At 71.8% G+C, this 21,375-nt stretch carries 17 protein-coding genes; 8 read left to right on the top strand and 9 right to left on the bottom strand.

Features of this window, described 5'->3' with window-relative positions; genetic code table 11:
* The first annotated feature begins 106 nt into the window (after positions 1-106).
* The 5 genes from ACZ5ID_RS23830 to ACZ5ID_RS23810 all read left to right on the top strand — a co-directional run bounded on the left by ACZ5ID_RS23830 (position 107) and on the right by ACZ5ID_RS23810 (position 7,148).
* Positions 107-2,938 carry a helix-turn-helix transcriptional regulator gene (locus ACZ5ID_RS23830; RefSeq protein ID WP_468901365.1) on the top strand — a complete coding sequence of 944 codons (2,832 nt, stop codon included), beginning with the start codon at positions 107-109 and terminating at the stop codon, positions 2,936-2,938.
* A 136-nt stretch (positions 2,939-3,074) separates the two neighbouring features.
* The gene (locus ACZ5ID_RS23825) at positions 3,075-4,322 is read left to right on the top strand and encodes a PucR family transcriptional regulator (protein ID WP_468901362.1); all 1,248 of its coding nucleotides are present in this window, start codon (positions 3,075-3,077) and stop codon (positions 4,320-4,322) included.
* Positions 4,323-4,461: 139 nt separating this feature from the next.
* Positions 4,462-5,313, top strand: coding sequence for an alpha/beta fold hydrolase (locus tag ACZ5ID_RS23820; protein ID WP_468901359.1), 852 nt, complete (start codon positions 4,462-4,464; stop codon positions 5,311-5,313).
* 149 nt (positions 5,314-5,462) lie between these two features.
* The gene (locus ACZ5ID_RS23815; protein ID WP_468901357.1) at positions 5,463-6,284 is read left to right on the top strand and encodes a helix-turn-helix domain-containing protein; all 822 of its coding nucleotides are present in this window, start codon (positions 5,463-5,465) and stop codon (positions 6,282-6,284) included.
* Between the two features lie 150 nt (positions 6,285-6,434).
* On the top strand, positions 6,435-7,148 hold the full coding sequence (locus ACZ5ID_RS23810) for an alpha/beta fold hydrolase (protein ID WP_468901354.1): 714 nt from the start codon (positions 6,435-6,437) through the stop codon (positions 7,146-7,148).
* A 56-nt stretch (positions 7,149-7,204) separates the two neighbouring features.
* Here ACZ5ID_RS23810 and ACZ5ID_RS23805 read toward each other — a convergent pair whose 3' ends face one another.
* The 9 genes from ACZ5ID_RS23805 to ACZ5ID_RS23765 all read right to left on the bottom strand — a co-directional run bounded on the left by ACZ5ID_RS23805 (position 7,205) and on the right by ACZ5ID_RS23765 (position 16,905).
* Positions 7,205-8,824, bottom strand: a complete 1,620-nt coding sequence (locus ACZ5ID_RS23805) for an ABC-F family ATP-binding cassette domain-containing protein (protein WP_468901351.1) — start codon at positions 8,822-8,824, stop codon at positions 7,205-7,207.
* A 101-nt stretch (positions 8,825-8,925) separates the two neighbouring features.
* Complete coding sequence (locus tag ACZ5ID_RS23800) at positions 8,926-10,227, bottom strand: MFS transporter (RefSeq protein WP_468901348.1); 1,302 nt, start codon at positions 10,225-10,227, stop codon at positions 8,926-8,928.
* A 67-nt stretch (positions 10,228-10,294) separates the two neighbouring features.
* Positions 10,295-11,458 (bottom strand): DegT/DnrJ/EryC1/StrS family aminotransferase, encoded by a 1,164-nt coding sequence (locus ACZ5ID_RS23795; protein WP_468901345.1) that lies wholly within the window; start codon positions 11,456-11,458, stop codon positions 10,295-10,297.
* 51 nt (positions 11,459-11,509) lie between these two features.
* On the bottom strand, positions 11,510-12,448 hold the full coding sequence (gene blsF / locus ACZ5ID_RS23790; protein WP_468901342.1) for a CGA synthase-related protein: 939 nt from the start codon (positions 12,446-12,448) through the stop codon (positions 11,510-11,512).
* Between the two features lie 55 nt (positions 12,449-12,503).
* Positions 12,504-13,496, bottom strand: a complete 993-nt coding sequence (blsE, locus tag ACZ5ID_RS23785; protein WP_468901339.1) for a cytosylglucuronate decarboxylase — start codon at positions 13,494-13,496, stop codon at positions 12,504-12,506.
* A 14-nt stretch (positions 13,497-13,510) separates the two neighbouring features.
* Positions 13,511-14,797, bottom strand: a complete 1,287-nt coding sequence (locus ACZ5ID_RS23780; protein WP_468901336.1) for a hydroxymethylcytosylglucuronate/cytosylglucuronate synthase — start codon at positions 14,795-14,797, stop codon at positions 13,511-13,513.
* Positions 14,794-15,468, bottom strand: coding sequence for a hypothetical protein (locus ACZ5ID_RS23775; RefSeq protein WP_468901333.1), 675 nt, complete (start codon positions 15,466-15,468; stop codon positions 14,794-14,796). Before ACZ5ID_RS23775 ends, ACZ5ID_RS23780 begins: the two co-directional genes overlap by 4 nt.
* A complete protein-coding gene (locus ACZ5ID_RS23770; RefSeq protein WP_468901330.1) occupies positions 15,465-15,842 on the bottom strand; it encodes a nucleotide pyrophosphohydrolase in 378 nt (125 codons plus the stop codon). The genes ACZ5ID_RS23775 and ACZ5ID_RS23770 overlap by 4 nt, the downstream gene beginning before the upstream one ends.
* Positions 15,835-16,905 (bottom strand): GNAT family N-acetyltransferase, encoded by a 1,071-nt coding sequence (locus tag ACZ5ID_RS23765; protein WP_468901327.1) that lies wholly within the window; start codon positions 16,903-16,905, stop codon positions 15,835-15,837. Before ACZ5ID_RS23765 ends, ACZ5ID_RS23770 begins: the two co-directional genes overlap by 8 nt.
* Positions 16,906-17,413: 508 nt before the next feature.
* Between ACZ5ID_RS23765 and ACZ5ID_RS23760 the strand changes: the two genes are divergently transcribed.
* The 3 genes from ACZ5ID_RS23760 to ACZ5ID_RS23750 all read left to right on the top strand — a co-directional run bounded on the left by ACZ5ID_RS23760 (position 17,414) and on the right by ACZ5ID_RS23750 (position 21,217).
* Positions 17,414-17,611, top strand: coding sequence for a hypothetical protein (locus ACZ5ID_RS23760; protein WP_468901324.1), 198 nt, complete (start codon positions 17,414-17,416; stop codon positions 17,609-17,611).
* A gap of 265 nt (positions 17,612-17,876) precedes the next feature.
* Positions 17,877-19,142, top strand: coding sequence for a helix-turn-helix domain-containing protein (locus ACZ5ID_RS23755; RefSeq protein ID WP_468901321.1), 1,266 nt, complete (start codon positions 17,877-17,879; stop codon positions 19,140-19,142).
* The gene (locus ACZ5ID_RS23750) at positions 19,142-21,217 is read left to right on the top strand and encodes a hypothetical protein (RefSeq protein WP_468901318.1); all 2,076 of its coding nucleotides are present in this window, start codon (positions 19,142-19,144) and stop codon (positions 21,215-21,217) included. Before ACZ5ID_RS23755 ends, ACZ5ID_RS23750 begins: the two co-directional genes overlap by 1 nt.
* The last annotated feature ends 158 nt before the right edge of the window (positions 21,218-21,375 follow it).

The following is a 21,375-nucleotide window of genomic DNA, read 5'->3' as shown; positions in this document are numbered from 1 at the left end:
CCGCACGACGGCGGGACCGTTCATATGGTTCATACTGTTCCGCCGTACCGCATGAGGACCGAGCCCGTCCCGTGCGGCCCAGGCCGGCGGAGTGAGCGTGAACCAAGTGACGACGAGGACCGCTCGCGAGGAGCGCGACGGCCTGCGGGTACCCCTGCGCGGCAGGGACACCGAAATGGCGTTCATCGAGGCGCGGCTCGACGCGCTTGAGCGGGGCGAAGGCGGGATCGTCCGGGTCGGGGGTCCCGCCGGCATCGGCAGGTCCAGGATCCTCACCGAGGCCGCAGGGGCCGCGAGGCGGCGCGGGATGCGGGTGTTCGAGGGGGCGGCGGACCGCGACGAACAGTTCGTACCGCTCGGCCCGCTCCTCGCATGCGTACTCGGTGGCGAGGAACCGCTGTCGGGCGCTCAGCGTCTCCAGGATCTCGCCTCGACACCCGGCCAGCGGTTCTGGCTGCTTCAGGAGCTGGGGGAGCGCCTGCGGGAGGCGGCACGCGGGGGTCCCCTGCTCGTCGTCCTGGACGACCTCCAGTGGTGCGACGACCTGACCCTGCTCACCTTCCACACCCTCGCGGCGGGACTCTCGTCACACCCGATCCTGTGGCTGGTCGCCGTGCGTGGCGGCAGCGTGTCGCCGGGAGTGCGTACGACTCTGGACAGGATCCGTCAGGCGGGTGCACACGAACTGGTCCTCGGAGCGCTGGGGGACCGGGCGGTCGCACGGATCACCGAGGACGTCCTGGGCACCCGCGCCGGGCCGGATGTCCTCCATCTCGCCCACCGCGCCCAGGGGGTGCCACGGCTGCTGGTCGAGCTGCTCGGCTCGCTGCACGAGGAGGCGGTGACGATCGACAACGGCACGGCCGTGCTGTCGGCCGGAGTTCCCGCCCCACCCGAGCTCCCTTCTGTCGTGCGCCGCCTCGACGAGCTGTCCGGTGAGGCGCGGGAGCTGGTGCAGACGGCGGCTGCCGTGGGCGGCCCGGTCACCGTGGCGGTGCTGGCCGAACTGCTGGGCAGGTCCTCGGCGGCGCTCATCACAGCGGTACGGGAATCCCTCGACGCCGATCTGCTCGCCGAGCGCGGCGATCGCCTCGCCTTCCGCCACGACCTGGTCCGTGAGGCGGTCGAAGCCGCGCTCCCCCTGTCCCTGCGGCAGTCCCTTGACCGTCAGGCCGCCGGGCTGCCGTCGGGAAGCACGGCCTTTCCCGTCGGTCGTCCGGCGCTGTCGGCGGGGACAGCGGGCCACGGAGACGCGGCGGAGGCCGAGCGGCTGCGCACCGCCGCGGCGGAACTCGCGGCCACCGCTCCCGGACCGGCCGCGGAACGCAGCCTCAGGGCCCTGGAACTCACCGCCGCGGACGCTGTGGAGCGCCCGCGGATCATCGCCGAGACGATCCCGTTGCTGTGGCAGACGGGCCGCGCCGCCCAGGCGCGCGAGCTGGGATCCTCCGCCCTGGCGGCCGGCACTCTCGGGCCCGAGGACGAGGCGCGCATACGCCTGGCCCTGGCGCGCCTGGCCGTACCGTTCGACTTCTGCGAGGCGGTGAGGCAGGCCCGCGCCGGGGCGGAACTGCCCGGGATCTCCGTGGCCGCGAGAGGACAATTGCTCGCCTTGCTCGCTGTCTGCCTGTCGATGTCGGGCGAGCACGCGGCGGCCGAGGAGGTCGCCGCCGAGGCGTGGCAGAGCGCGGCGGCAGCGGGGGACCGCACCGCGGAGGCCACGCTGACGACGGTCCGCTCGGCCGTCAGTTTCCACCGCATGGACCTGGCCGAGGCGTTCCGGCAGGCCGAGCGGTCCGCCGCGCTGGCCGACGCCCTCGGCGTCAGCACCTCGCTGTGGGTGCCGGAGGCCTTGTGGCACGCTCTGCTGTCGCACACCGTCGGACGCACCGCGCAGGCGCTCGCCGCCGCCGAGGAGGGTATCCGGATCACCAGGGAGCAGGGCCGTACGGCCGCCACCCGTATGTGGCTCATGACCCGCTCCCGCATCCTGCTGGAAGCCGGACGGCTGATGGAGGCCAGGGCCGACGCCGAGGCCGCGTCCGAGGCGACCGACGGTCTCGGCCCGGGCAGCCTCGCCGACGTCACGCTCCGATACGTGATGATGCGCGTCGCCCTCCATACCGACGACCGGACGACCGCACGGGCGTACGCGGCGCAGGCGAGGCGCATGCGGAGCGACGGCGCACGTGTCGTGCGGCACTTCGGCGCCTGGATGCTGGCGCTGATGGCCGACTTCGAGGGCCGGCCCGACCGTGCCATGGCCGAACTCGACGAGGTGATGACGTCGCCCGCCGCGGACCGGCCCGCTTACGCCGGCCTGATCGACCCCGCCGACGCTCCGGTACTCGTCCGTCTGGCGCTGCGTGCCGGCGCGCACGAACGGGCCGCGCAGGCGGTCGACCTGGCCGAGCGGCGTGCGGTGCTCAACCCCGGCCTCACGTTCCTCGCCGCCACCGCGGCGCACGCCCGGGGCCTCCTCGACAACGACCTCGCCACGCTGGTACACGCCGTACGGCTGTACGAGGACTGCCCTCGGGTGCTGGCCCGGGCGTCGGCCCTGGAGGACGCCGGACGCAAGCTGGCGGCCACCCGCAGGTCCCAGGCGGTGCCGTACTTCGACACGGCCCTTGCGCTGTATGCGCGAGCGGGTGCCGAGCGGGACGTCGTACGCGTGCGCCGGCGTCTGCGGGCCGCCGGTGTCCGGCGCCGGCCCTCGACGTCCGGGCTCGGCGGTGCATGGCCCGAGCTGACGGTCGCGGAGATACGGGTCGTACGGCTCGTGGCCGCAGGGCTGACCAACCGACAGGTGGCCGAGCACCTCTCCCTGTCACCGCACACGGTCAGTTCCCACCTGCGCCGGGCCTTCACCAAGCTCGACGTCACTTCGCGCCAGGAGCTGACCCGGCTGGTCAAGCACCGTGACAGCGGAGAGTAGTGGCTTCGTATCCCACGTGGGTGCCGTGGCAATGGACGATTCGTGCGATGTGTCGGCGTCGCCGTTTCCTCAAAATGATCAGGAGTCGCGGAACGGAGAAGTCCGCAGGAACCCCTGGTCGAAAGAGGAACAGCGCATGACCGCAAGGCTCGAACGAGCCCGCCCCGGCAGCCCTGAGCTCCAGGCGCTTGTCGACGAGCTCGCGGAGCGGCTCGGCCGGTCCGTCGCCGTCGACGACCCGCTGGTCCGCATGGTCTGCACGAGCCGCCACTTCGGCGACGAGGACCCGGTGCGCATCACCACCCTGTTGCAGGGCCGCGCCGACAACGCGGCCATCCGCCACGTCCTCGCCCAGGGCGTGACCCAGTGGTCCAAACCCGGATTCATCGACGGCCGTGACGATCTCGGACTGCTTCCCCGCTACGTCGCGCCGCTGCGCCGGCGCGGGCATCTCCTCGGCCTGCTCGTGGTGGTCGCGCCCGAAAAGGCGCTGCGGGAGCGGGAGATCGCTGCCATCGCGCATGCCGCGGATGCGATGGCCGCCCAGATGTACGGGGAGCACATCGCCGCCGACAACCGGAAGACGGACGAGAGGGACCTGGCCCTCGCACTCGTCGGTGGCGACGTCGCCGCACGCACCACCGCGCGTCGCCGCGGCAAGGAACTGGGGCTGCTCGGGGCGGCGGAGCACGTCCTGGTCACCGTGGTCCAGCTGAGCTGCGCGACCGAGCTCGTGCGGCTGTCCGAGGCCGCCCTGGGGGCGGCGTTGGAAGGGTTCCGCCAGACACGCTCCGCTCAGGGCCTCATCGCGATCGGCAAGGAGCGGGCGATCCTGCTCCAGCTCCGTGACCGGCCCCCGGGCCCGGACGAGGTCGCCGCCCAGTCCGCGCGCATCCTCACCGAACTGCGCACCTTCCTGGACCCGTCGGCGGACCCCGCGATCGGCGTCGGTGGCCGGCACGTCGGCCTGGACGACGCGTGGACGTCGTACAAGCAGGCTCTCGTGGCGGCCCGCGCCGCCCGTCGGCTGCCCTCCCTGAACAGAGTCGGCGACTGGGAACTCCTGGGGGAACTCGCCGTGCTGTTGCAGCTCCCCGAGCACGCCCTGAACACGTCCCTGGTCCCCAAGCCGCTCCGCACCTTGGGCGGGGCTCATGGCGGCGACCGTCTGCGGGAGACGCTGCGTTGCTTCCTTGAACACGCGGGTTCGATCCGCAGGACCGCGGACACGCTGGGCATCCACCGCACCTCGCTCTACTACCGCCTGCGCCAGATCCAGGAGATCACCGGACTGGACCTCGACGACGGCGCCCACCGGCTCACCCTGCACCTCGGCCTGCGGATCGAGGAACTCCTCCACCCCGGCGACGGCCGCGCCGCCTGAACGCGTACTCGCTTCGACAAAGCGAGGAGGATACGCGGCCCGATTCCTACAGCTCGCGGTGGTGCGGGCGGCGGGCCCCATTCGATGATGTCCGGGACGGCGGGAACGGCATTTACCGCCTCTGACCAGGGGAGAGGTCATGGAAGAACTGATCACGACGGATGGCGCACGGCTCGCCTACCAGGACAGCGGCGGCGACGGTGTCCCGCTGGTGATGCTGCACGGCTGGGGGCAGACGCAGGCGATGTTCCGTCATCAGACCGAGGGGCTGGCGCCCGGCCGCCGCGTCGTCACCGTCGACTTCCGCGGCCACGGGAAGTCCGGCAAACCGTCTCACGGCTACCGTATCGCCCGGCTCTCGCGCGACGTGCTCGAACTCGTCGACCACCTCGGCCTGGCCCGTTTCGACGCACTGGGCTGGTCCATGGGCGTCTCGGTGTGGTGGAGCTTCATCGACCAGTACGGGACCGGACGGATCCGGCGCTTCATCGCCGTCGACCAGCCCGCGGCGGTCGCCGCCGTGCCCTGGATGACCGAGCGGGAACAGCGCGAGTGCGGTGCCATCTTCGACGTGTCGGGGCTGTTGTACCTGGGTGCGGCACTGGCGGGGCCGGAGGGCGACACGGTTCTCGCCGACTTCGTGCGCGGCATGTTCTCCGGCGAGCCCGACCCCGGGATGCTGGCCTTCGTCGCCGAGGAGGTCAGGTCGACACCCGCCTACGCGGGCGTACCGCTGCTGTTCGACCACTGCGCGCAGGACTGGCGTGACGTGCTTGCCCGGATCGATGTACCGGCCCTGGTGATCGGCTGCGAGGGAAGCCATGTGCACCCCGATTCGCAGCGCTTCGTCGCTGAGCGGATTCCCGGCGCGCGCCTGCACGTCTTCGCCTCCGACGTGGCGAGCTCACACTTCCCCTTCCTGGAGAACGCGCCGGCCTTCAACGCCGTGGTGGAGAAGTTCCTGGCCGAGGAGCCGGTGACGTGGGTGTGAATCCCGTCCTGCTCCCCACCAACCCACGGCTAGGAATCCCCATGACTCCCACACTGATGTCACCTGCGCCCCAACAGGTATCCCGGCAAGTATCCGATCCGACCTCACCCGGCTCCCGCTCAGGGGGGCTGGTCCAGATGCTTTCCGCAATGCCGGACACCAACGACCCGAACCACGTCTACCTCGGTGTCCACGTCCGTGGCTCCGTCACCGCCGTCCACGGGCGTGCCACGACCCAGCTGGAGCCGAACGACCTGGTCTTCTGCGACCCGGCCCGACAGCACCCGCTGCGGTTCGACGAAGACTGCCAGATGATCTTCTTCCGGGTGCCCCGCTGCTATCTGGGCGTGACGGAGGCGGAACTGAACCGGGTGCTCGGCGTGCCCGTACGCGGCGGGGACGGGATCGGGGCGCTGGCGTCCGACTTTCTCACCGCGCTCGCCGCCAAGGCGGAGTCGGGCCGGTCCACGATCGGGGACCGGCGTGCCCGGACGGCCGTGCACCTCCTTTCCGTCCTGGTCATGGAGCTCCTCGAAGCGGACACGCAAGACGAGGCCGACGACTCGTCGACGGCCGGCAAGGAGATGCTGTCCCGCATTCACGCCTACATCGAAGAACATCTGATGGACCCGGACCTGTCACCGGAGTCGATCGCACGTGCCCACCACATCTCCGTCCGGTACCTGCAGAAACTCTTCCAGAACGACGGCAGCACGGTGAGCCACTGGATACGCCGGCGCAGGCTCGAATTCTGCCGGTTCGAGCTGGGCCGCTCCCACCGGAGAACCACCATGGCCGCGGTGGCAAACCGCTGGGGCTTCAGCAGCCCCTCGCACTTCAGCCGCACATTCCGCGGCGCCTACGGCATGAGCCCCAGCCAATGGCAGGCGCTGGCCACCTCGGCCTTCGCGCCGACCAACGCCGGTACCCAGGACGGCCGAAGGAGGCCGGACGCGTGTGCGGTGTCATGACAGGGCGGCTGCACGCACGGACAAGAGGAGCCGTTCCCACACCTCTACCGTGGGTGAGAGCCGCACGGACCTCCTGCCCTCTTTCGGGCCGCGCTCTGGGCGCCGTGACGACGCCTCACATGGCGGCCCGATACTGAGAAGAGATTCGCGATGACCAACCCCACCGTCGTTCTCGTGCACGGTGCCTTCGCCGACGCGACAGGCTGGATAGGCGTCATCTCGGAGCTGCGGAGCAGCGGGATCCCGGTGATCGCTCCGACGAACCCGCTGCGGGGCTTGACGTCCGACGCCGCCTACCTCGCCTCGGTCCTGGCGCAGGTAGAGGGGCCGGCCGTCCTCGTGGGCCACTCGTACGGCGGTGCGCTGATCACCGTGGCCGGCGTCGCGGAGAACGTCGTGGGGCTCGTCTACGTGGCCGCCTACGTGCCCCACGAGGGCGAGAGCCTCGGCGAGCTCGACGGCGGCTTCCCCGAGTCCCCGCTGACGGGCAGCCTGAAGAAGTGGACGTACCCACTCCTCGACGGCGGCTTCGGGGTCGAGGTCACCATCGAGCAGGCTGCCTACCCCGGCATCTTCGCGGCGGACGTGCCCGAGGACGTAGCCGACGTCCTGGCGGCGACCCAACGCCCCCTCGCCCAGGCGGCGTTCACCGAAGGCGCGTCAGCGGCGGCGTGGCGCACGAAACCGTCCTGGGCCCTGGTGGCCGGGGCGGACCGCGCGATCAGCCCCGAGGTCCAGCGCTTCGGCGCCGCACGGGCGGGAGCGGTCGTCGTCGAGCTCCCGCACGCCTCCCACGCCGTGGTCCTGTCCGAGCCCACGCGGGTCGCCGCTCTGATCAGAGACGCCGTACGGGCGACGAGCTGATCCGGAGTCGGCCCCGGCCCCGGGCGACGCTGTCGAATGCCGCCCGCTCCCCTCCGTCAGCGTGCCCGCTCCACGCGGCGCTCGTCCCATACCGGCTCCGGCGTCTCGCGTACCCGGCCGTCGCTGCCGAACACCAGGTAGCGGTCGAAGGACCGGGCGAACCAGCGGTCGTGAGTGACTGCCAGGACCGTCCCCTCGTACGCCTCCAGCCCTTCCTGGAGCGCCTCCGCCGACTCCAAGTCCAGGTTGTCCGTCGGCTCGTCCAGCAGCAGCGCGGTCGTCCCGGCCAGCTCCAGCAGCAGGATCTGAAAGCGCGCCTGCTGCCCGCCGGAGAGCCGGTCGAAAGCCTGGTCACCCTGCCGGTCCAACTCGTAGCGGCGGAGCGCCGACATGGCCGCGCCCCGGTCCTGGGCGTGCTCGGTCCACAGGATGTCCACCAGGGTGCGCCCCACCAGTTCGGGATGCGCATGTGTCTGGGCGAAATGCCCCGGCACCACCCGTGCGCCCAGCTTCACCGTGCCCGTGTGCGCCACGTCCTCCCCGGCCAGCAGCCGCAGGAAGTGTGACTTGCCCGAACCGTTGGAGCCGAGTACCGCCACCCGCTCGCCGTAGAAGATCTCCAGAGAGAAGGGCTTCATCAGCCCGGTCAGCTCCAACTGCGTACAGGTGACGGCCCGCACCCCGGTGCGCCCGCCGTGCAGACGCATCCGGATCTCCTGCTTGCGCGGTGGCTCCGGCGGCGGACCGGCCTCCTCGAACTTGCGCAGCCGGGTCCGCGCCGCCTGGTAACGAGAAGCCATGTCGTCGCTGCGCGCGGCGTACTGCTGCAGGTCCCGCACCAACTTCTTGAGTTGGGCGTGCTTCTCGTCCCAGCGGCGGCGCAGCTCCTCGAACCGGGCGAACCGCTCCTGCCGCGCCTCGTGGAAGGTACCGAAACCGCCGCCGTGCACCCAGACGTCGGAGCCGGCCGGGCTCGGCTCCACCGCGACGATCCGTTCGGCGGCCCGGGCCAGCAGCTCCCGGTCGTGCGAGACGAACAGCACGGTCTTGCCGGTGTCACCGAGCCGGTCCTCCAGCCACCGTTTGCCCGGTACGTCCAGGTAGTTGTCGGGCTCGTCCAGCAGGAGCACCTCATCGGGACCGCGCAGCAGCGCCTCCAGGACGAGCCGCTTCTGCTCACCACCCGAGAGCGTGCGGATCTGACGCCACTGCGCCTTCTCGTACGGCACGCCGAGTGCGGCCACGGTGCACATGTCCCACAGGGTCTCCGCCTCGTAGCCGCGTGCCTCCGCCCAGTCGGCCAGGGCCTGGGCGTACTTCATCTGGGCGGCCTCGTCGTCCACCGTCATGATCAGGCGTTCGGCCGCGTCCACGGCCCGCGCGGCCTGCCGGATGCGCGGCGGCGCCACCGACACCAACAGGTCGCGGACCGTGCTCTCGTCGCGCACCGAGCCGACGAACTGCCGCATCACCCCGACACCGCCGCTCGACGTGACCGTGCCGCTGTGCGGCTTCAGCTCGCCGGACAGCAGCCGCAGCAGGGTCGTCTTGCCGGCGCCGTTCGCGCCGACCAGGGCCGCCACCGCTCCCTCGCCCACCCGGAACGACACGTCGCCGAGCAGTGTCCGCCCGTCGGGCAGGTAGTACTCGAGGTGCGAGGCCTCCAGATGTCCCATCGTCGCTGTGTCCTTGTCTGCTGTACGGATAGGGCGGGGGTGCGCTGTGAGGGCAGGCGGCTCCCGGACCTCGGTGCTGGGCGGGCTCGGCCGAGGCCTGCTCACGATTTTCCGGAGTCGTGCAGCTCCCGCTCGGCTGGGTCGGGGTGGGTGGAGCCGGGGGCGCCGGCCGGGGCCGTGAACCGGTGGCGTACGGCGAAGGCGACGGCGGCGCCCACCAGCAGGGCGGCGACCGCGGCGACGAAAGCCGCCCAGGTGCCGTAGGCGCCGACGAGGAGACCGCCGAGCTGAGCGCCGACGGCCGTGCCGACGACGTTCACGGTGATGACCCAGGTGAAGGCCTCGGTGATGGCGCCGGACGGGGCCGTGCGCGCGACGAGTTCGTACTCCACGGCCGTCACCGGGGCGATGACCACGCCGCCCAGGGCGAGAGCCACGCCCATCGACCAGTTGTCCCAGGCGAGCAGGGGCAGAGCGGTGAGCGCGGACAGGATGAGCAGGCCGACGGCGAAGGTGCGTTCGGCGGGCCAGTCCCGGGTACGGCTGCCGTACCAGAGCCCGCCGACAAGCCCGCCGACGCCCCAAGCACCGAAGATCAGGCCGATGCTGTCCGCGGAGCCGTGTTCCTCGGCAAAGGCGGGCAGGACCAGGTTGAACACGCCCATGGACACGGCCGCGCAGACCAGGACGGCCAGCAGCCGGACCAGGCCCGGCGAGCGCAGCGCGCCCAGCAGGTCGCTCTCGGTCTCCTCGGCGCGCCAGGTGCGCGAGGCGTGCGTGGTGGCGAAACCGATGGCCCCCACGCCCGCCAGAAGGCCGCCGACGACCAGGGCCGTGGCCGGGGTTCCCCAGAACAGTACGGCGCTGAGCAGCAGCGGTCCGCCGATGACGAAGACCTCGCTGAGCACCGCTTCCAGGGAGAACGCCGCCTCCCGGCCACTGGGCAGCGCGCTCCACAGCGACCGGACACAGCCGCTGACCGGTGGGATCGTGGCGCCCGCGACGCTCGCGCACACCAACTGCGGGATGCGGGCGTCGGGCGCCGTGCACACCAGGCCGATCAGTGCCAGCGGGTGGACGACACCGGTCACGAGGAGCAGGGGAGTCTGGCCGTATACGTCGACGCGGCGGGCGACGACCGGCGCGAGCACCGCACCGCCCAGCGTGTAGCACGCCAGCAGCAGGCCCGCGGAGCCGTAGCCCGTGCCGCGCGAGGTGGCGAACACGACGAGGGCGAGCGTGACCAGGTACAGCGGGAACCGGCCCATGATGCTCCACAGCAGTGGGGCGCGCATGTCCTTGTCGCTCAGGACGGTGAGGAACCGGTTGCCGGCGGGCGGGGTGGGGGAGTCGGTTTCGGTGGACGGCTCTTCGGTCGGGCTGTCGGATGCGGCGTGGGTCATGGCATTCTCTCGGTTCTCGTGGGGAGGGTCCACGAGGAGGACGGTTGGCCGGGCAGAAAGGTGCCGTTCAGAGCGCGGCAACGACGGCCGCGACCTCCTTGGCCAGCAGGATCTGTTCCGCCTCGTCGAGTTCCGGGGTGAGCGGTACGCACAGGGTGCGGCCGAGCCTGTCGCGAGTTGCGGCGAAACCGTCCCGGCTCAACGGCGCGTAACGGTCGTCGCCGTCGGCCAGGTTCCACGGGAAGCCGTCCGCGTACAGCGAGGCGCGGCCCGCCACCACGGGGTGCTCGGGCAAGAGGTACTTGTCCAGGCTCCAGCACGGCAGCTCCCGTTCCTCCAGCCGCTCTATGGCCCGGTCTCGGAGGTCTCGCGACTCCAGCAGCAGCCGCACGCTGGTCTTGACGTCACCGGGACGCTTGGGGATCACGGTGACGTCCGGGCGCTCGCCGAGTGCCTCCAGCGTCAGGGCGTAGTGCCGCTCCAGAGAGGAGAGGATCTCGTCCAGCCGCCGGAACTGCTGGAGCTGTACGGCGGCCACGGCCTCGTTGGCGCACAAGTTCTCGCCGTAGAACGCGCCGGGGTTCCAGCCCGGGTACTTGCCCTGCTCGCGGGCCGAGCCGTGGTCGGTGTAGGAGCGCAGGACGTCCCAATGGGCGGGGTCGCGGACCACGACCAGGCCGCCCTCGCCGGAGGTGAGGATCTTGGCGTGGTGGAAGCTGAACGTGCCCGCGTAGCCGACGGTGCCGGCGTGCCGCCCGTCCGTGTGGCGACCTCCCATGGCCTGCGCGGTGTCCTCGATCAGGTACGGCACCCGCTCGGGCAGGTCGACGACGGTGCCTTCCATGTGCGCCACCACCACTCGCTCCGCGTCCGCGGGCAGCAGCGAGGCGTCCAGGCCGAACCGTTCATCGACGTCGACGAGGACCGGAACCAGTCCGCAGGACAGCACGGCACCGGCCACCGCGACGAACGTGACCGCCGGTATGTACACGGGGTCGCCCATCCGCGGTCGGGTGCCCATCAGCGCCACGCGCAGGGCCTGTGTGCCGTTCGGGACGGTCAGCGCCCGCCCCGCGCCGAGCCGCTCGGCCGCGTACGCCTCCAGCAGGTCGGCGTTGCTCGGCGCAGGGGCGCTGTAGCGGAAGAGGACCTTGCGGTCGAGGGACCGGCGCAGTTCGGGGGTGTCCTCCAGGGAGAGGTAGTTGGCGCCGTAGGGGAAGGGACGCAGCATCAGCAGGCTTCCGTTCGAGAGGGGTGGACAGGGGCTGGGGGAGAGGCCGCGTCAGAACGGGGCGAGCAGGAGCTGACGGACCTGGCGGGCTACGCGCTGGGCGCCGCGCCGGTCGTCGCCGGCGTGCTCCAGGGCCCGGGAGACGCTGTTCCAGAGCGGCTCGGCACCGCGGACGGCGCGGGCGGCGGAGGTGTCCGGTGCGGCTGCGTCGAGCACCTCGATGCCGGTCGCCTCCGTGATCCCGGCGAGCCGACCGGCCTGGTCCGTGTCCAGCGCCGGGAGCAGCAGCAGCGGGACCCGAGCGGCGTGCGCCTGGTTGACGGCAGTCAGCAGGGGCGAGGAGACCAGCAGCGACGCCTCGGCCAGCAGCCGCTCCGTGGTGGCCTCCTCGACCCCGATGACGGGCAGCGAGCCGGTGCTCTCTCCGGCCGCGGACAGCAGGGCGGACCGTGCGGACACCGGCGCGTCCAGGACCACACCGAGCAGCGGCTTCCCGTCGTACTGTGCCGCTTCCGCGGCGGCGCGCAGGGCCGCGCCCGCCCGGGCGAGGGCCGCGTGGTCGGCGGGGTGCAGATCCGGTGTGGACAGTTGGACGACCGCGCCGCGCGCCGCACGCGCCCGGGCGGCCCGGGGTGGCGCGATCGTGCCGACCGTGTGCACGCCAGCGGCGCGCTGCCCGCCCAGCCAGCCCGGCCGGTGCAGGCAGCGGACGGCCGACGGCGGCCAGGTGTCGCCGGGCGGGGGGCCGCCGGAGGCGACGAACACCACGGGCACGTTGGAGGCGCTCAGGCGCGCGGCGAGCACATCGTCGTCGCACACCACGGCGGCGCCGAGGGCGGGGCCCGCGTCCGGCTCAGCGGTCAGTTCGACTTCGGTGAGGTGGGCGCTGATGTAGCGCAGCGCGGCCTGGGACTCCAGCGTGGGTCGGGCGGCGGCGAGAACGCGCAGCCGCGGCGGGGCGGGACGCGGGGCTGTGGTGGGTGAGGACATGGTGGCTCCGGGCGCGGTCGGTTCCAGACGCGGGCGTGAGGGGAAGGCGGGGCCGTCAGTAGTTCCAGGCCGGTACGGCGCCCATGCGGGCGAGGTCGTCGCTGTAGCCGGCGGCGGTGGCGGAGCAGCCGCCGCACATCGTCGGACCCTGCTGCTTGAAGAGATCCGCGTGGGTGCGGAAGACCGGGCTGTCGAGCATGACCTTGCCGTCGTCGGTGCGCAGCGGCGCGCCGCCGGGGCCCTGGTCCCCCTCCTTGTGCGGAAGGCAACTGCACGAGAACATCCGGCCGTTCTTGCCGTCGAGGTAGATCACGTCGTCCGTGACCAGACACAGCGGCTCCGAGGCGCGCGGCGGCAGGGACTCCTCGAAGAAGGCCTTCTGCTCCTCGGGTGTGTCGCCGTAGAAGCGCTTGCCGAGCGGTACGAGCGTGGTGGCCGGGTCGGCGGTGTAGATGGGCTCGCAGGCGGCGATGACCTCCTCCGCCGACGGATAGCGGATCTCACGGTCCAGCTTGATCGCGGACAGCTCCCACTGCTGGACGCCGAGGTCGGTCAGCACCCGCTGCAACTCCGGCATCTGCGCGAAGTTGTGCGGTCCCACGACGGAGTTGACGCGCGGGATGATCCCCAGCTCCTTCGCCCGGCGCAGCCCTTCCAGACCGTTGTCGAACATGCCGGGGGAGCGGCGGTAGACGTCGTGGGTGGCAGCGGAGGAGCCGTCCAGGCTGACGATCACCTGGGCCAGCCCGGCGTCGGCGAGCCGGTCGACGAAGCGGGGCAGGAACATGCCGTTCGTGATCAGCGACATGCGCATGCCGTGCTCCGTGCCCATGCGCACCAGTTCGACGACGTCCCGGTGCATCAGCGGCTCGCCGCCGGTGAAGCGGACGTACCCCACCTCCTTCGCCACCGCCTCCGGCAGCAGTTCGGCGAAGTCCTCCGGGCTGAACCGGTAGGTGTCCCGGGACAGGGCGAACTCGCACATGAAGCAGTCGGCGTTGCATGCTTCCAGCACACGGATGAACAGGTACCGGTGTCGTTCCTGCATGATCGGTCAGCCTTTCAGGAAGGGAGGTCGGCGGGGCGGTGACTGGTGCCTCGGCGAGCCGCGGTGGCCAGCACGATGTCGGCGACCTGGGCCGCGCCGCCGGTGCCGACCAGCCGGGCCAGGGCGGTCCATTGGCCTTGCTGCCGCTCGACCGCGGTGAGGCAGCCGCCGATGCGCTCGGTCAGGGCCGCGCGGACCGGCGCGGGGGCGCGGGCGGCGCGCGCGATCCCGCCGTAGATCAGTTCCAGGGCGGCGTCCTCGCCGGGCGATCCCCCGTCGTCCGTGACGTCACCGGGTGTGGTGACCAGGCGGGCGTCGAGCACCTCCTGGGCGCGGAACACCTCCTCGGGCCACTCGGCGACCGGCGCCTCGGTGGCCTGCGCGTAGAAGGAGGCGTTGAGGATCTGGCTGATGTTCTGCGGGGGCAGGCACACCGCGGGCACCCCGCGCGTGCTGGTCTCCAGCAGCGTGGTCAGACCGGGGGAGGTGAGCAGGACGTCGGCCTCGGCGATCTCGGTCAGGAAGCTTTGGTGGCCGAGGGCGCCGCTTCGTACGTCGAGGCCCGCCGGAACGGTGATGCCGTCGAACAGCCCCTCGGGCACGTTGCCGCAGAGCGTGACCTGCCGGGCGCCCCAGGCGGCGAGAGCGTCGAGCGCGGCCGGAACCGTCAGGGAGAGGTAGGCGGAGGGATCGTCCAGCAGTGGTGACAGCAGGCCGCCCAGGCTGACCACCGCGCGGCGTTCGCCGGCCGGCCGCATCTCGTGTCCTGTACGGACCGGCCCGGGGACGACCACCGACTCGACCCAGCGCAGGTTCTCCACACGGGCCAGCACGGGCCAGGCCGGACCCGGCAGCCCGGGAACCAGTTGCGCGCAGTAGGCGCCGGCTCGCAGCGGCAGGCTGTCCAGATCGTCCTTCGTCCACAGGAACGGCAGGCTGTCGACGAACACGACGGGGCAGCCGGCGTCCTCCAGCGCCGCTGCGGCGGCCCGGTCCAGGACGCACACGGCGGCGTCCAGGGACCGCTCGTCCACCAGGGCGCGCAGCGCCCGCGCATCCGTGAGGTCGACGTCGTGCCACTCTTCGACACCGTGGCCGCGCACGAGCTCGCGGCCGAGCCGCGAGCCGAGCCCGACGAAGCGCACGCGGTCGCCGTGCTCGGCCCGCAGCGCGTGCACGATCGCACCGAGCTTTCCGGCGCTGCCCCATCCGAACTCGACACCGCACAGGGCGACGGTCACGGTGGTGGGCGGCCGGCCGGGCCCGGCGGCCTCAGGGAGTGTCCGCGGTGCGGTCGTCATGCCGGCACCACCGTTTCCGCGGCGGCCGGCTGTGCCGGGGGCGTGTCGGGGCGGTCCGTCGCGTGCCGGTAGTAGGCCAGGGCCGGGTCCAGCTCCGGTGCGCTCCACGGCCCCGGCCGGACGCCGAGACCGGCCGCCCAGTCCAGGGCGGTGCGGACCGCGCCGTCGAGGCACTGCGCGGACCAGCTTCCGTCGAACGGCAGCCGCAGCACCGGGGAGATCTCGTCGAGTGCCGAAATCATCGGGCTGTAGGTGGTGCCGGGGTCGAGGAGCAGGGCGACGGGCTTGCGCAGCGCGGAGGCCCAGCCCAGTTCGAGCGCGACGCCCGTGGAGGGCGGGGTCCCCGGGTAGGCGAGCACCAGGTCGGCGCACTGCATCGCGCGGAAGTCGGAGGGGACGCACTCCTGTGGGGGCAGACCCCACTCGCCCCACCCCTCGTTGTGGTGGGCGTTGAAGACCGCGTGCCCGGCGTCGAGAAGTGCCCCGCGCAAGGCCGACAGCCGCTGCCGCCACTGCGGACGGACCACGCCATCGGCCGGGTCGATGAACTGCACGAACGGCGCGGCGAGAAAGACACGCAGCCCACCGGTGGGGCCGTCGCCGGTGCGCCGCCCGGCCGCGGTGTGCGCCGCGGCAGCGGACGCCTGGGGCAGGGGAGTGGTGCCGCTCATGCCTGCTCACCCGTCCCGGTCAGCCGGTCGTACTTGAGGGCATTGCCGCGTGCCAGCTCCACGGGGTAGCGCTGCTCGTTGATGGCGAGCTTCTCGCGGGCGGCGGCGAGCAGGTCGATACCGGCCGAACGGGACAGTCGCAGAAGGTAGTTGAGGATGTCGGCAAGCTCGTGGGCGAGTTCGCGGCGGAACCCGGGGTCCTCGAAGGGGCGTGCCGCGGCTTCCTCCGGGGTGAGCCACTGCAGAAGCGCCAGCAGTTCCCCGCTCTCGCCGCCGAGGGCCATCGCCAGGTTCTTGGGGTTCTGGAAGGCGTCCCAGCCGCGTGCGGCTACGAAGGAGTGCAGTTCGTCGGCGTACTGGTCCAGGTCACTCATGTGCGTCTCCGGTGCGGTGGGGCGCTGCGGGCAGGATCAGGCCCCATTGAACGATGCAGGTGTCGGGGTGGTACGCGGCCGGCATCAGGCCCTCCAGGGACCAGCCGCGGCTCTGCATGAGCGCGGTGATGGCGGGATCCGGCGGCTGGTGGGTGTAGAGCTTGCGACCGAGCCCGCGGTACAAGTCGGGCAGCTGGTCCAAGAGGTGGGCGAGGACGGCTGGATGGTCCGCGCACAGCGGCATCAGCTTGACCGACAGGCCCTTCTTCGGGCCGGCGGCGACCACGCCGCGCACGGTGTCCGTTTCGTCCACCGCCACGTGCACGATCTTGAACTTCTGGTTGAGATCACCCTGGCGGCGCCGGTTGTGTCCGGCGATCAGCGCCTCGACCCAGTCCTCGTTCACGCCCCGGTACGCGGGCTGCATGGCGCGCAGCACGAGCTCACGCAGCCCGGGCGCGTCCTGTGGCTGGAACAGGCGGATGTGGGTGCCGCTCACGGCGCCGCTGTGGTCGTCTCCGGCGGGCTCCGTGCGCAGGGTCAGGTCCTTGTAGAGCATGTGCTCGGTGCTGTCCGACTTGTACTGGCCGGGCGCGCCGCCCGCCAGTACGAAGCCATGCCAGAGGAAGAAGTCGATCGCGGCGTTGTTGGCGGCTGCGACCGTGCAGTAGAGCTGCCGGGCGCCGGCCTCGCGGGCGAAGTCCTCCGCCGCGCGCAACAGCGTGGTGCCGAGTCTGGAGCGGTTGCGGTGCTCCGGCACGAGGATCAGCGGACTGATCTTCACCGTGCCCTGGCGCTTGACCACCAGGTGCAGCACACCCAGCCGCTCGGCCTCGGGTGTGTCGTCCGAACACAGCATGAAGGTGTGCTGGGAGTGGGAGAAGTGGCCGAACGGGTCGCCTCCGGAGGCGAGGTGCGCATCGAGGACGCGATCGGCGTGCGCGGCGTGGTCACCGTCGTAGAACGGGCTGAGCGCGCTGGTGAAGAGGGACCTGAGGAAGTCCCGGTCGTCCTCCCCGGCCGCGCGGATGCGCGGGGAACCGGCCCGGGACGGCTCAGTCATGGGCAAGGGCGTGTGTGTCAGGGCTGTCACCGTGTGATCACCTTGGTCTGGGTCGCTGGGCTGCCGTCGCTGTTCACACCGGGTGCCGTCCGGCCGGAAGGTCCCGCAGGGCGCGGGACTTGCGCGGGTACCGGGTGGGCGGGGTCTTCTTCAGCCAACGGTCGGTGCCATGGGACTCCGCATCGTGGGTCGCCGTCTGCCGCGGGACCACACGCCCCGTCGGCACCGCGCGCCCGCTGCGGCGGGCGCCGAGACATCCGGGACAGGGCCTCGACATCACCGCGGCTCTCTCGTTCGTAGCAGGACGCTAGGCGGGGCCGGACAAGTTTGTCAATCACTGATTAAGGATTGTCAAACTTTGGCAAGTGATCTAGCTTCGGAGCTGACCGAGCGGTCGCCGCCGGCTTCCTGGAACTCCCCGTTCCGGTCCGGTCCGGCCGCGTACATAACCAGCCTCCGGTGGGCCTACAGACACCACCGCATTCGACATTCCGGGGGAAGACTCATGATGAACGCCCGTCGTCGCACCACCACCGCCGTCCTGACGGCCGCCGTCCTCGCACTCGGGGCCGCCGTCCACGCCGGCCCCGAGGGGCGTGCGGTACAGGCCGCGCACGTGAGGATCGACTGGCCGCTTCACGGCGGGCACGACGTCCGCGTGCAGTCCGCCACGGCCGCCGTGGCGGACCGCATCGACTGGCCCTGACCTGCGAGGCGCCCGGTTGCGGTGAGGGTGCGCGCCCTGTGCGGTACGGGTCGCGGCGACCGGCCTCGACCTGTGCGGCATCTGCGGTGAGGGGCTGACCGGCAGCAGCCGGGCGGGGCCTGCAGTCGCGGTGCCCGGCCCGGTTTGCCCGGGCGCCGCCCCCTCACAGGGTCAGAGTTGCCAAGAGTTGACAACCCTGTGTCCCACACTGAATATGGTGCCGTTCACGGGGACCAACAGGCTCAGGGATGGCAGGGATGGCTAAGTGCTCGAACAACCCGAGTTCGGACAGCTGTTGAAGACCCTCAGACAGGAGCAGGGCCTGTCCCAGGCCGAGGTCGCGGAGGGAGGCTTGTCCACCGCGTATCTGTCGCGCCTGGAGTCCGGGGCCCGGCGCCCGACCGCCAAGGTGCTCGACCACCTCACTCGGCGACTGGGCGTGCCCGCCTCCGTTTTCCAGGGCATCCACACCTCGTTGCTGGGTCAGGCCCTCGCCTCCGCCAGTTCCTCGGACGACACCGACGACGCCATACGGCTGCTCGGCGAAGCCGTCCAGGCGGGGAGCGGCGAGGATCTCTCCTTGCGCTGGCTGTCCCTGTGGAAGCTGGCCCAGTTGCACGCCAAGCAGGGCAAGCGCCAGGACGAGCTCGCCGCGGCGCGCGAACTCATCGAGCTCAGCGACCGCCTCGCGGTGCCCACCCTCCAGGTGCGCTCCCGCACGCTCCTCGCCCGCTGCCTGCGTGCCGTCGGTGATATCGACGAAGCCCGCGCCGTCGCCCAGACCGCCCTCGGTACCGCCGACAACGGGGCCGTCCCCGTGGCGGACACCATCCGCGCCCAACTGGTGCTGGTCTCGGTCGCTGCGGAGTCGGGCCTGATCACGGAGGCGCGCCGACTCGCCGACCAGCTGCTGGAACCGATCGACGTCCTGCCCCCCGTGCTGCGGGCCGAGGCTCTGTGGTCGGCCGCCAACGTACGCATCCGCCAGGGTGAGTACCCGGACGCCGCCGAGCTGTTGCAGCGGGCCCTGACCGAACTGCCCAGCCACGACGACCTGATGCTGCGGCTGCGGCTGGCCGCCTCTTCCCTGTACCTGCAGATGACCCCGCGCCGGGTGACCGAGGCCCAGCGGTGGCTTGGTGAGGCCGAACGCGCCCTGGGTGTCTTCGGAGGCCCGCTGCACCGTCAGGAACTGCTCGTCATCAAGGCCCATCTCGCCTTTCACCAGCGGGACTTGGCGCAGGCCAAGGGGCTGTGCGAACAGCTCACGGACGCCCTGCCGCAGCTGACCTTCCGCGACCGGATCCGGCTTGAGGTCCTCGCCCACCAGATCCGCATCCTTGAGGGCGACCGGGAAGCCGGCGTCCGCCGTATCGAGGAACTCGCCCAGGAGGCCCAGAGCGCCTCCAACATCCACCTGGCCTCCGAGATCTGGCGCACGCTGGCCGAGACCCTGGCCTGGGCCTCGGAGAGGCAGGCCGCCCCCGGCCTCCGGGAGCCCTCGAACCTCCCTGAAGGAGTTACCCGCTAATGCAGTCCGCGCTCCACGCTGACGCCGACGGGACGGCGGTCCCGGCCTCCTCCCCCTTCCTGACGGTGGACGACCCGGCCGCCTACACCGCGGCCGTCGAGCAGTTCCTCACCGACCCCTCGCCCGCGACCGTCCCGGTGTGGACCGGCGGCCGTCCGGACCTCGTCGCCTCCGTCGGGCGCGCGGCCACGGTGTACGCGGGTGTGCGCCGCCCGGCCCCCCACGCACGCGGCATCCTGCTGAGCCCCGACACCCTGCCCGCCGGGCTCGCGGCACTGATCGCACCGCTGGCCGAGGAGTGGCTCGACGAGAAGGAACTCACCGCCGCGCTCTTCGACGACTTCGGCGCGCGACGCCGTTCGCCGGACGAGGGGGAGGGGCAGCCCGGCGACGGCACCACCGCGGACGGGCCCTGGACCACGGGGGCGGCGGAGAGCCGTCCGGATGCCGGCCCGGCGGACGGGCCTGGCGCCGGGGGCACGGCGAAGGACGGCGGCACCCTGGAGGGGAGCCGGGACGGGGGTATTTCGGGCCCAGCCCGACCCGCACCCGCGCGTTCCCTGGTGGTCGCCGGCCTGTACGAGCACTTCACCCTCGACCCGCTGTGGAACGCCCTGCTGGCCGCTGCCCACCGCGCCGACGTGTCGCTCACCTTCCTCACCGGCCGTGACGCCGCGTCCCTCGCCTGGTTCACCGCCAAGCAGTACGCCCGTATCGCCGTGGACGTCCAGCAGCTGGGCCTGTACACCTCCACCGACCGCCCCCTGGCCCCGGAGGGCATCCACCTGCGCGACGAACGCGACGTGGAGAGCGAGGACATCAAAACCGAGATCCTCGGCACCCGCTGGAGGCGCGTCTTCTTCCAGGGCCACGGCAAGGACGACTCGCTCAACCTCGCCGACTTCACCGTGTGCGGCCTGAACGCGACCGCCCCGCGTGCCCCAGGGCTTCTCGGTCCGGCCTGCGCCTACGGTCCCACTTGCTACAAGCCCATGGACAAGCTGATCCAGCTGCGCGAGGTCCGCGCCGCCGAGATCGTCCTGAGCTCGTGCAACAACGCTCCCTTCGCCGACGCGGCCATGTACGACCCGAAGTACCAGCTGATGCTCAACGCGATCGACGGCACCGCCAAGGACGTTGTCGCCGCGGTCACCATCCATGACTCCGACCGCGTGGAGAACCGGGTCTGGATGGACGCCGCCCTCTCCGGAGCTCCCTCCGCCCCGAGCCTCAACGCCGGCATCTCCACCGCCCAGCCCTTCCCCGCCTATCTCCACTTCGGCATGGCCGCCGACGACGCGGGCCGCATACCCGAGCCGCCGTCCGTGGACCCCGAGCCGCTGCTCCTCACCACCTCGGCCCGCCTCACCGCCTACCTCGCCGGCGGGCTGCTGCCGCCCAACAACCCGCTGCGTCCCCGGCTGGGCAAGCTCGCCGCCAAGGTCGAGGGACTGGTCACCCGCCGCTCACTGGCGGTCCGTGACCAGACTGGCACGACACGCAGTCTCCTGGACGATCTGCAGTCCTTGGACCAGGCCATAGCCGCCCGGATCGCCGAGGACCCGGAGAACGAACTCAGCGACTACCCGGCCCACTTCGGCGACCGCAGTCGCATCGACACATCCTCCGCGGCCCAGGTGATGTGCCACTGCGGCCGGCCCGCCGAGCGGTACACCCGAAGGGCCCTGGTCCCCACCGCGCTCGACACCGAGTGCGTCATCTGCCCGCGCTGCGGGGACGTCTCCCTGCGCCTGCCCGGCGCGCCAACGGTGCGGATCTACGCCGACGACGAGGTGTCCCAGGGCGGCACCCTCCAAGTACGGCTGGTGGTTCGCGGCGCCCGCACCGGCCCGCTGCGCCTCGGCGTTTACGTTCCGCGCTACCTGCGCGCCGACTGCGCGGTGGAGCCGGCCCTGCACAGGATCCGCGTCACGCCCGATGAGGACCGTGAGGCCGAGTTCCTTTTGAGTCTGTCCGCCGACACCTCGCCCCAGGCCTACTACCTGACCGCGTACGCCGTGCAGGACCTCGCCGTATCGATGGCTCGCCGCCACTTCGGAGTGGTACCGAGCTGATCCCCGAGCCCTCCCGGCTTCCGTCATGGGTGGTCGGCGTCGGAAACCAGGGCGGCTCAGGGTACGGCCCTTGAGCCCCCCTGGTTCCCGACGCCCACACCTGCCTCACCAGGCAGCGACCGCCCGCCCCCGGGCCAGACACCCCCCAGCAAGATCCA

The organism is Streptomyces sp. NPDC031670, from assembly GCF_055580545.1.
This window is presented reverse-complemented; position numbering and strand designations above follow the sequence as displayed.

Excerpts from the sequence above, each read along its gene's own strand:
- ACZ5ID_RS23825 (WP_468901362.1), top strand. The coding sequence starts at position 3,075 with ATGACCGCAAGGCTCGAACGAGCCCGCCCCGGCAGCCCTGAGCTCCAG.
- ACZ5ID_RS23820 (WP_468901359.1), top strand. The coding sequence starts at position 4,462 with ATGGAAGAACTGATCACGACGGATGGCGCACGGCTCGCCTACCAGGAC.
- ACZ5ID_RS23815 (WP_468901357.1), top strand. The coding sequence starts at position 5,463 with ATGCCGGACACCAACGACCCGAACCACGTCTACCTCGGTGTCCACGTC.
- ACZ5ID_RS23810 (WP_468901354.1), top strand. The coding sequence starts at position 6,435 with ATGACCAACCCCACCGTCGTTCTCGTGCACGGTGCCTTCGCCGACGCG.
- ACZ5ID_RS23805 (WP_468901351.1), bottom strand. The coding sequence starts at position 8,824 with ATGGGACATCTGGAGGCCTCGCACCTCGAGTACTACCTGCCCGACGGG.
- ACZ5ID_RS23800 (WP_468901348.1), bottom strand. The coding sequence starts at position 10,227 with ATGACCCACGCCGCATCCGACAGCCCGACCGAAGAGCCGTCCACCGAA.
- ACZ5ID_RS23795 (WP_468901345.1), bottom strand. The coding sequence starts at position 11,458 with ATGCTGCGTCCCTTCCCCTACGGCGCCAACTACCTCTCCCTGGAGGAC.
- blsF (WP_468901342.1), bottom strand. The coding sequence starts at position 12,448 with ATGTCCTCACCCACCACAGCCCCGCGTCCCGCCCCGCCGCGGCTGCGC.
- blsE (WP_468901339.1), bottom strand. The coding sequence starts at position 13,496 with ATGCAGGAACGACACCGGTACCTGTTCATCCGTGTGCTGGAAGCATGC.
- ACZ5ID_RS23780 (WP_468901336.1), bottom strand. The coding sequence starts at position 14,797 with ATGACGACCGCACCGCGGACACTCCCTGAGGCCGCCGGGCCCGGCCGG.
- ACZ5ID_RS23775 (WP_468901333.1), bottom strand. The coding sequence starts at position 15,468 with ATGAGCGGCACCACTCCCCTGCCCCAGGCGTCCGCTGCCGCGGCGCAC.
- ACZ5ID_RS23770 (WP_468901330.1), bottom strand. The coding sequence starts at position 15,842 with ATGAGTGACCTGGACCAGTACGCCGACGAACTGCACTCCTTCGTAGCC.
- ACZ5ID_RS23765 (WP_468901327.1), bottom strand. The coding sequence starts at position 16,905 with ATGACTGAGCCGTCCCGGGCCGGTTCCCCGCGCATCCGCGCGGCCGGG.
- ACZ5ID_RS23760 (WP_468901324.1), top strand. The coding sequence starts at position 17,414 with ATGAACGCCCGTCGTCGCACCACCACCGCCGTCCTGACGGCCGCCGTC.
- ACZ5ID_RS23750 (WP_468901318.1), top strand. The coding sequence starts at position 19,142 with ATGCAGTCCGCGCTCCACGCTGACGCCGACGGGACGGCGGTCCCGGCC.